Annotated in this window: 6 protein-coding genes; 4 read left to right on the top strand and 2 right to left on the bottom strand. The window is 68.4% G+C overall.

Going from position 1 to position 6,219, the window contains the following annotated elements; translation table 11 throughout:
* On the bottom strand, positions 1-919 hold a 919-nt coding region (gene cynR, locus ON43_RS18630), incomplete at its 3' end, for a transcriptional regulator CynR (RefSeq protein ID WP_051178642.1).
* Positions 920-1,042: 123 nt separating this feature from the next.
* Between cynR and ON43_RS18625 the strand changes: the two genes are divergently transcribed.
* The 4 genes from ON43_RS18625 to ON43_RS18610 all read left to right on the top strand — a co-directional run bounded on the left by ON43_RS18625 (position 1,043) and on the right by ON43_RS18610 (position 4,232).
* Complete coding sequence (locus tag ON43_RS18625) at positions 1,043-1,651, top strand: carbonic anhydrase (protein ID WP_040809121.1); 609 nt, start codon at positions 1,043-1,045, stop codon at positions 1,649-1,651.
* A gap of 71 nt (positions 1,652-1,722) precedes the next feature.
* Positions 1,723-2,193: a cyanase gene (gene cynS / locus ON43_RS18620; RefSeq protein ID WP_040809119.1), complete on the top strand. Its 471-nt coding sequence runs from the start codon at positions 1,723-1,725 to the stop codon at positions 2,191-2,193.
* A gap of 145 nt (positions 2,194-2,338) precedes the next feature.
* A complete protein-coding gene (locus tag ON43_RS18615; RefSeq protein WP_040809188.1) occupies positions 2,339-3,745 on the top strand; it encodes a metallophosphoesterase in 1,407 nt (468 codons plus the stop codon).
* Positions 3,746-3,953: 208 nt separating this feature from the next.
* Positions 3,954-4,232 (top strand): hypothetical protein, encoded by a 279-nt coding sequence (locus ON43_RS18610; RefSeq protein WP_040809117.1) that lies wholly within the window; start codon positions 3,954-3,956, stop codon positions 4,230-4,232.
* A 242-nt stretch (positions 4,233-4,474) separates the two neighbouring features.
* Here ON43_RS18610 and ON43_RS18605 read toward each other — a convergent pair whose 3' ends face one another.
* Positions 4,475-5,704 (bottom strand): DNA-directed RNA polymerase I subunit RPA34, encoded by a 1,230-nt coding sequence (locus ON43_RS18605; protein ID WP_040809115.1) that lies wholly within the window; start codon positions 5,702-5,704, stop codon positions 4,475-4,477.
* Between the last annotated feature and the right edge of the window lie 515 nt (positions 5,705-6,219).

Here is a 6,219-nt window from a genome sequence, read left to right as displayed (position 1 = left end):
CGTTTGCCTGCTCCAGTGCATTCTCGTCGGCGGATGAGAGGTGGGTGTTCACCCATGCGGTGGTGAGGCGGGTGAAGGCTCGGGTGGCGGCGGTGGGGTAGGGGTTGGCTCGGCGGAGTAGGGCCGCTGTGCGGGTGGGGAGGGGCGGGGTCAGGGGGATGGGGTGGAGGTCGCGGTGGGCGGCGGCGATGGGGGAGGGGAGGACCGTGGCCAGGGTGGTGCGGCGGACTACTTCGATGACGGATTGGATCGCGTTGGCTTCCAGGGCGATCCGGGGAGTGAGGCCGCGGTCGCGGAGGTAGTCGTCGATGTGGGCGCGGGTGACGAAGTCTCGGCTCAGGAGGGCGAGTTCTCGGTCGGCGAGGGCGGCGGCGGGCAGGGGTGAGCGGGCAGGGTGCGGGTCGCCCACGACAAGGCTCAGCGATTCCTCGAACAGGGTGGTGGTTTCGAGGCCGGGGAGGGAGGGGGTGGCGAAGGCTATGCCCAGGTCGATCTCGTCGGCCAGGAGGGCGGATTCCATTGCGTCCTGGGCTGTTTCGGTAAGTTCGACGGTGATTCCGGGGTATCCGGTGTGGAATTCGGCGATGAGCGGGCCGACCAGGTAGGCGGTGAAGGTGGGGGTTACCGCCAGGCGGAGGGTGCCGCGGGTGAGGGATTCGACGTCGTGGACGGCGCGGTCGGCGGCGGTGAGTTCGCGCAGCGCGCGGCGGGCGTGGTCGGCGTAGACGGCGCCGGCGTCGGTGAGGCGGACCGTGCGGCCGGTGCGGTCGAGGAGGGGGACGCCGACGAGGCGTTCGAGCTGGCGGATCTGCTGGGAGAGAGTCGGCTGGGAGACGTGGAGAGCTTCGGCGGCGCGGGTGAAGTTGCCGTGGTCGGCGACGGCGAGCAGGTAGCGCAGGTGCCGGAGTTCTGGTGTCACCGAACAACTATAGATGAGAGCAATCGAAGCGATCGATACTGCGACTTGGACACTATAGGTCCGGGTCGGGGAGGGTGGAACTCGTCGGCCCGAGGGGGCGGACAGTTTCGGAGAGGAGTTCCCATGCCGAACCTCGAGGACGGTCTCGAGCGGTTCCAGCGCGACGTCTTCCCCGTCAAGGCGGAGCTGTTCGCCCGCTTGGCCGGTGACCATCACCCGGGCGCGCTGTTCATCGGCTGCTCCGATGCCCGGGTGGTGCCCGAGCTCATCACCTCCGCCGAGGCCGGTGAACTCTTCGTCATTCGGAACGCGGGCAATCTCGTCCCGCCCTACACCCCCGACGCGGCCAATGGCGTCGTCGCCAGCATCGAGTACGCGGTGAGCGTCCTCGGCGTCACCGACATCGTCGTCTGCGGCCATTCCTCCTGCGGTGCGATGACCGCGCTCGCCGAGGGACACGACCTGTCCGGCCTGCCCGCCATCGCGGGCTGGCTGCGGCACGCGGATGCCGCCCGGGCCCGGATCGCATCCGAAATCGCCGGTGCCGCAGCGGTATCGGCGCTGGTTCGCCACAATGTGGTGGCACAGCTGGCCAATCTCGCCACCCATCCGGCGGTGGCGCAGGCCCTCGCCAGGCGCACCCTGACCTTGCACGGCTGGGTGTACGACATCGGCAGCGGGCGCGTCGAGGCGCTCGATCCGCACGGTGAGTTCAGCGCGCTCGCCGCTTGAATCCATCCGATCCCCTTCCCGGACCACCGATTTCGCGCTCGCGAAACGGCTTCACGAAAGGAGTCACCACTATGGTGCACGCACAGTTCGATCCGACCGCCCGCGAGGTTCTCGCGGATATCGCCGTCACCGCCAAGATCGCCAAGGACCTGACCTGGCAGCAGATCGCCGACGCCGCCGGGCTGTCGGTCGCCTTCACTACCGCGGCGATCCTCGGGCAGCATCCGTTGCCGGAGAAGTCGGCGCTGGCCGTGGCCGAACTGCTCGATCTCGACGAGGACGCCGCGCGGCTGTTGCAGACGATTCCGGTGCGCGGCTCGATTCCCGGTGGCGTCCCGACCGATCCGACCATCTACCGCTTCTACGAGATGCTGCAGGTCTACGGCACCACGCTGAAGGCCCTGGTGCACGAGCAGTTCGGGGACGGGATCATCTCGGCCATCAACTTCAAACTGGATGTGAAGAAGGTGGCCGATCCCGAGGGTGGGGAGCGGGCGATCATCACGCTGGATGGGAAGTACCTGCCCACCAAGCCGTTCTGACCTACACAGCCGTTCTGACATCCGGAACGCCCGGAGATGACCTGATTGTCCGTAATTGGAAGCTGATCGGTCATGTTCGGGCACCTGGAGGTTTATCTGGTAACCGTACTGTCGCCCTTGGGGGAGCACGGCGGACGGAGATGTGATGCTGGAACCGCGACTTCGGACCATGTGGCTGGCCAATGCGGCGAGCGCGGGCGCGGCGGTGGCCGTGCGCACCCCGCGCCCGCTGTTCGCCCTCGATGCACGGAGAGAACAACGGGCGCAACGCGAGGCGCTGGTCGCCTCGGATCTGGAAGTCGTGACCGTGACCGATCATTCGGCCGCCATCACCTGGACCACCCGCGCCCGCAACCGGGCCGGGCGGCTGCGGCCGGCGCCCGCCGACACCGAGGTACGCATCGGACCCGCCGACGGGCGCGAGCCGCCCCGCACCTGGCACTTCGAGGGTCGGCGGACCGAGTATCACTACGCGGAGATCCGGAACCTGGAACCGGGCCGGACCTATCGATTCGAGGCATACTCCGACGGCGCCCGCGCGGTACCCGCCCGGACACTGGTGACCCGGCGCTCCGGAACACCGGAATCCACCGGTGTTTTCACCACCCTGACGCCACCGCCGGGACGGCTGATCCGCACCCTGGCCCTGGCCAACGACCTGCACTACGGGGAACCGGCCAGCGGGCTTTTCGCGGGCCTGTTCGAGGGGCTCACAGGCGGCGCCGAGGAATACCCCGAATTCATGCTGCAGGCCATGCTGGACGATCTGCGACTACCCGACCGCGCCGTGGACCAGCTGATCGTGGCGGGCGATATGACCGACTCCGGGACGGCCGAGCAGGCGCGCGGCGTGCGGGAACGCCTCGACGAGTGGGGCACGCTGGGCCGGGACTACTTCGCGTGCAGGGGAAATCACGACATTCGGCCGCCGGGGGAGACCGACCACTGGGGCGAGGTGTTCCATCCGCGCGACCGGCTGGTCGAGTACTTCGCGGGCGGGCTGCGGCTGATCGGCCTCGATACCACGCGCCCGCGCGGGGCGGGCGGCACCATCAGCCCACCGCAGTTGGCCCACCTGCGTGAACTGCTGCGTGGCGAACCCGACCGGCCGACACTGGTTTTCGGCCACCATCCGGTCACTCGGCATGCGGCGGTGAGCAATCCGGGCGGGCCCGGGTTCGTGATGGACCGGTTCAACGCGGCCGCGCTGCACGCCATGTACGCGACCGCGCCCGGGGTGTTCCTGCATCACAGCGGGCATACGCATCGGAATCGGCTGAGCCGCCCGGATTCCCGGATCGGCGTGGAGTTCCTCGAGGTGGGCGCGGTCAAGGAGTATCCGGGCGGATACACGCTGGTGCGCATCTACGAGGGCGGGTACATGGTCAACTTCTGCAAGACGCGGTCCGAGGCGGCACGCCGGTGGAGCACGCGCACCCGCAGCCAGTACCTGGGCCTGCATCCGGATCACGCGCTGGGCAGCCTCAACGATCGCAATCACGTTGTGCTGCGGGACTTCTCGGGCCTGAGCGGGGAGCCCGCCGCGCGCTGAACCGGCACCGAAAGCCCTGGTGGCCGCGGGATTCGTGGTGTGTCGTGCCGGTATGTCCGGTCAATGTGCCCACAATGTCGGCTCATTTGGGCATACTGCCTGGTGCGAGTGCCTTGCCCAGCTTCGACCGGACATCGTGGTGTCCGCTCGTTCACCGCTGTGCGCGCCTCGCCGATCGGTCAAGCTGGGTTCGGCAGTTCTCTCGACGATGGAGGCATTGGTGGGCAGGCAGGGCAGGCAATACCGTTCCGGTCACGGATCGCTTCGACATCAGCGCCCGCCCGTTCGCGCCACCCGCGCCGCCCACCCCGTCCGGGACGCCGTATTCGCCACCGGCTGGCTGCTTTTCGAGTTCCCCACCGCTGTCCTGCTGGCGGTCTTCGTAGGCACCGGCTGGCTCGGCTACATCCAGCACGCGGGCACCCCGGCCCAGCCCCGCTCGGCGGTCGTGGTGCCGGCGGAGACGGCCGAACAGGGCGGTCACTGACCCGATTCCGAGCACATCGACTCGATTCCACCCGGGGCCCGGCCTGATCCAGGCGGGTCCCACTGGATTCCCCACGGGCCCGGCGGTTTTCCACCGCCGGGCCCGCTCGGGTCTGCCCCGGAAACGAAGCCACCCCGGCCCCCGCTGGCTGCGGGTCACCGGGGTGTCGGCGTCGGATCGGGCCGATGTCACTGGGGCACCGGCCGATTCGTACTCACAAGGTGCTTGGTGTGGCGGGAGGCTCAGTCGTCGTCGAGGGAGCTGCCGTTGCGCGAGCGCGAGGCGGCGCGGGCGCGGCGGCGGGCGGCCTGGAGTTCGGCGAGTTCCTGCTCGAGCGTCTCGGCGATCCGGAACTGACCGGTGTCGTAGACGTTCAGCGGGGGCACCGGGTCGGCCAGATCGGCGAGCGGGGAGCGGTCGTCCTCCTCGGCCTTGCGGGTCTTGCCGGTGGCCGAACGGCGCTCCTTGTCGGCGGACTTGCCGTTGGTGGAACTTCCGTTGGTGGAATGGTTCTCGGACTTGTGGTTCTCCGAGCGGGTGGCCCGGGTGTCGGGCTCGACCACCTGCGCCTCGGCGTCAACGGTCCGCTCGGACTCGGCCGGACCCGCGGGTAGCGCCGGGGTCGGGGCCGCCATGGTCGGCGGCTGCGGGCGGGTCGGCCAGGTCACCACGGTCGGTGCGGCCCGGCGGATTTGCTCGCCGGGGTCGGGTAGGTCCCGGATCTGGTCGGTCGCTCGCACGATGGCCAGGCCGTACCGGCCCGCCGCCGCATTGTGGATGAGCAACGCCACACCGATCATGACCGGCGCGATGGCGTGCACCGCCACGTCGTACCAGCTGCCCTGCTTGAGGTACGGGTAGGTGTTCAGGATGACCGTCAGGCTCAGCAGCGCGATCTCGGCGACCACGACCTGCTTGCGGCTGTCGATCACACCCCACTCGGCGACCTTGTTGGTGCCGATCATGATGATCACGAGGCAGACGCTGATCATGCCTTCGAGCAGATAGCTGAACCAGTAGAGGGGATCGCTCGCACCGCCGGGCGCGATATTGTGCTGCACGTTGACCGCGGACCAGAGCATGCCGGCCGCGACCACACCGGCGAGCGCGCGCTGGCTCCAGGCCCGATGTTTGTACAGCGACGCCAGTTTGGCGTGCGGGCTCGATTCTCGCCGTTGCGCGGCGATCGCCTTGCGGGCGAGCAGCAAGTCGCGAATGTCGGCCTTCTCAATCTCTTCGGTGGTCTGCCGAGCCCGATCGGCGGCACTGGCCGCGGCCTCGGCCTGTTTCCAGCGTTGAGCCCGCTCCTGCTCGCGGATGCGCTCGGCTAGGTCTCGTTCGGCGACGAGTTCGTTCTCCGACAGCGCATCGGTGAGAGCGGGATCGTATTGGTACGCCAACCGACCCCGAGCCTTCTCGACCCGTTGCGCCAGCTGACTGACCTCGTCCTCGCGCGGATGTTCGATAGTCATCTGGACCCCCGTCCAAGGAGTCCGGATGGCTGGCAAGTGATTCCGGTAGGCACGGAGAACATTTTTAGTCGATGTAAGCCCAACCGCGAAACTGTTGATTTGCCGATGGTCCAATCCTTACGGCGCGCCGCGCCGCGACACGCGGAATCGGGTGCGAGTCAGGGCACTACGGGGAGCGGTCCGAACCCGCCGTCCAGAGGGGTTGCCGATCCCGGTTCGGGCCCAAACGGATTCCGAATCGGACTGGTCGGACATAGCGCGCGAACCTCGGGAAGTCGGCCGATGGCGAACGGGGAGCGGTGAACAGGGCTTCGGGGATGGCATCCGGTGTGACGAAGTCGCGCGAGCTGTCGACTCCGGTTCGTCTAGTGACGATTCGGCGGCGTTCCCGCCCCTCCGAACCGACATTGATGAGCCGTACGAGGAGCGGCTGGGCCTGCGCCCGTTGGGGTTCGGTGAGGTTGCTCCAGCCGGTTCGGATGGTGCCAGCTACCGAACCGACCGCCCCGCCGGAT

The sequence above is a fragment of the Nocardia concava NBRC 100430 genome (assembly GCF_000308815.1).
Classification (GTDB): Bacteria; Actinomycetota; Actinomycetes; order Mycobacteriales; family Mycobacteriaceae; genus Nocardia; species Nocardia concava.
Note: the sequence above shows the minus strand (reverse complement) of the source record. Positions and strands in the feature narration are given on the sequence as shown.